The sequence below is a fragment of the Thermodesulfovibrionia bacterium genome (assembly GCA_030646035.1).
Lineage (GTDB): Bacteria > Nitrospirota > Thermodesulfovibrionia > UBA6902 > UBA6902 > JACQZG01.
The window spans coordinates 1-2,665 of record JAUSMY010000034.1; the positions used below are offsets into that span (position 1 = coordinate 1).

The 2,665-nt window shown below is 45.7% G+C and carries 4 protein-coding genes; all 4 read right to left on the bottom strand.

Annotated elements, in window-relative coordinates; translation table 11 throughout:
• The coding region (locus tag Q7U10_05350; GenBank protein MDO8282037.1) for a hypothetical protein at positions 1 to 1,413 on the bottom strand (1,413 nt) is incomplete at its 3' end.
• 13 nt (positions 1,414 to 1,426) lie between these two features.
• Positions 1,427 to 2,197 (bottom strand): FecR family protein, encoded by a 771-nt coding sequence (locus Q7U10_05355; GenBank protein MDO8282038.1) that lies wholly within the window; start codon positions 2,195 to 2,197, stop codon positions 1,427 to 1,429.
• 11 nt (positions 2,198 to 2,208) lie between these two features.
• Positions 2,209 to 2,454: an outer membrane beta-barrel protein gene (locus Q7U10_05360; protein MDO8282039.1), complete on the bottom strand. Its 246-nt coding sequence runs from the start codon at positions 2,452 to 2,454 to the stop codon at positions 2,209 to 2,211.
• A gap of 11 nt (positions 2,455 to 2,465) precedes the next feature.
• Positions 2,466 to 2,665 (bottom strand): hypothetical protein (locus tag Q7U10_05365; protein ID MDO8282040.1); only part of this gene is annotated, 200 nt, incomplete at its 5' end.

The window sequence follows — 2,665 nt, forward strand, 5'->3', positions numbered from 1 at the left end:
TACAGCATCAGGGTCTGTGTATCTGTATGTAGCTGTGCCGCAATCCACTTCACCGCTATTTACCTGAACTGTGAAATCAATATAATAGATGGGGTTTAAAGGGTCAGGGTTCTCAGTTATCCTCGGCAGCGGATTCCATGAAAGCACTCCAGAATTCTCATCTATGCTCAGGTCATCAAGAATCGTCGGGGCATAGTCAGGGTCATCTATAAGCGCGTCTGAAGCTATCTTGCTTACAATGCTCCATGTATACGACTCGCCGCCTGTAACATCAAGCTGATAACTGTAGTTGACCCCGACAGGAGCTGATGGAAGCGTCTCATTGATTATTGTCAGTGCCTCGTTGCATCCTGCCTCCCATGTCTTTGTAGCAGGAGTGGATCGCTGGATCCTCTCTGAAGAATCAAGAAATCTTGCCTCTATTTTATCAACACCGACAGTGGTCCCGACATATGAGAATGTTGCCTGACCATTACTGTCAGTTGTTACCAGACCTGTCACACCAGTATGCGGGCCGCTGATCACTTCAAAAGTAACCTCTACCCCCTCTTGAGGCACATCATCTTCAACTACTGTGGCTGTTAAATAATGTCTTGTGCCTGTAGGGTTTGTATCAATTAATGGAGATATATCTACATCACTGATTACAACAAGGCTCTCACCACGTGCAATAATATAAGGGGTTCCGACCGTTCCGTCAGGCGCGGTAAAATTTCCTTCTGATTCAACTGCGAGAGCCAGCACAAGAAAATCGCCAGGCCAAGTCTCAAATGCTTCATGGGTAGAAGCGCCCCAGTTAGATAGTGATGCATCAGTCAGACCAGCAAGTGCAGGATGTTCAGCTACAACATGAACGCTGTCGCGACCACCAAGTCCCTTTACAGTGAAGCCCCCCGAACTGAATGCATCAAGAAGTGGAACAGGAGTATTGCTCGATGAGTTATAATAATAACAGCTGAGGGTTATATATGCGCCTGTCTTCCCAGACTCAGCAACAGCAAAAGCTATGCCTCTGTTAACAAGAATATCTGCCTTATCGTTGCCGTAATGGAAAGACGGGTCTGCCCCTATGATAATTACATTTCCGGTAATTGCAGGGCCCCAGACATTAGAATTGGCTACTGCAGAAGCAATTATGGAAGAATCGGTACCACATGTCGGATCGCCCAAGATAATGGCTTTATAGTTAGCAAAATCATTAGTCGTCATTGCCCCCCACTGAGTACCATTAACAACATCAACCGTTAAACCAAGATTCTGAGCTTCAGTCGCTTCAGGACTGTTAATACCACCTGATACTGTTGTGTCAAGAATTAACACATCTCCAGCTGCATAGGCCTTCCCGCCACCAACTATCATTAAACAGACAAAAAACAATGTTAAGAACCTGAATGATCTTTCTGTTATATTCATGATAGCCTCCATATCAGCCCGGTTGACCGCCGTTATCTATCCTCTCAAAATCACCCTGTTTGCCCGTGGGCGGATCGAAAGGGATAATGTCCTGATCCAGGATGAAGAGCTGGTTTACCGGATCAATTGGGATTATAGTCTCCTGGCCTAAGGCAGGCAGCAGTTCGCCTGGCAGAACATACATCATATACTGTTCCTGACCGATCTGATAGACATAGACAGTGCCAGGATCAGGGCATTCAGGCTTGTCTATGGAAAATACCCAGGTATTATTATTCACATGAGACACCGCGTAGCATGTGCCTCTTACACCTGCAACCGCCGTCGGTGTATGTATCTCAAACTTCTTGCCTTCGGAGACGCCTGCAAGATCTTTGAGAATGTCCTTGGCGACAACCGCGGTCACCTTGCCCCTCTGGAGTTTTATTATCCCTTGATCCGCTTCAGGCGTGAAATATTCACTTATGTCAATTCTGCTCCTCTGTTCAAGCGCCAGTGTATTGCCGTCATTAAAAGTGATACGGGCGGAAGAACCGCTCTTGGTCCTTACAGCATCCTTGATGAATACAACATCTCCTGCCACGACCGATATAGCCGGCAGTTCTCCTCCTCTTAAGACATCTACCCTGCCGTTAACCTGGCTGAACTTGCCGACAGGTTCAGCAGCCTCTGCAACTACGGCCGCTGCAAGAAGAGAGAGGGTGAAAGAGACAAGGAATAAAATAAAGAAGATCTTATTTTTGCCCTGCATGATATTTTTATTATAGAAATGGTCTGGTTTCATTTTGCCTCCCGTTAAAATGTATATTCAACTGATGTTGTATAAATATTTCGTTTATAGTCGTAAAGAGAGACGTTTGAGTCAGCCCTGGTATGAGAATATTGCAGGTTCAGGCTTACATCATCGTTAGCCTGCCATTTAAGGCTTGCGGCACTGTTATAGGTCCTGTCCTTTCTTGCTGTATCATCAATCTTTTTAAACTTCTGCAGAAAGACCTCTCCTGTAAGGGTAAGTCCTACCCTGTCCCTGACTGGTATCATGGCAAAGATATTCATCCTGTTTCCGATGTTCTCCCAGTTCCTGCCATCTGTAAAATCCTTTGAACGTTCGTAGAGGTGGACCCCGGAATTCGGACAGTCGTATAAGGTGTAAAATATACGATTAACGAAGGAGGAAACCTGAAGATGAGCAAGACAAAAAGGACGAGGTATTCAGCAGAGTTTAAGGCAAAGATAGCCCTTGCAGCGTTGA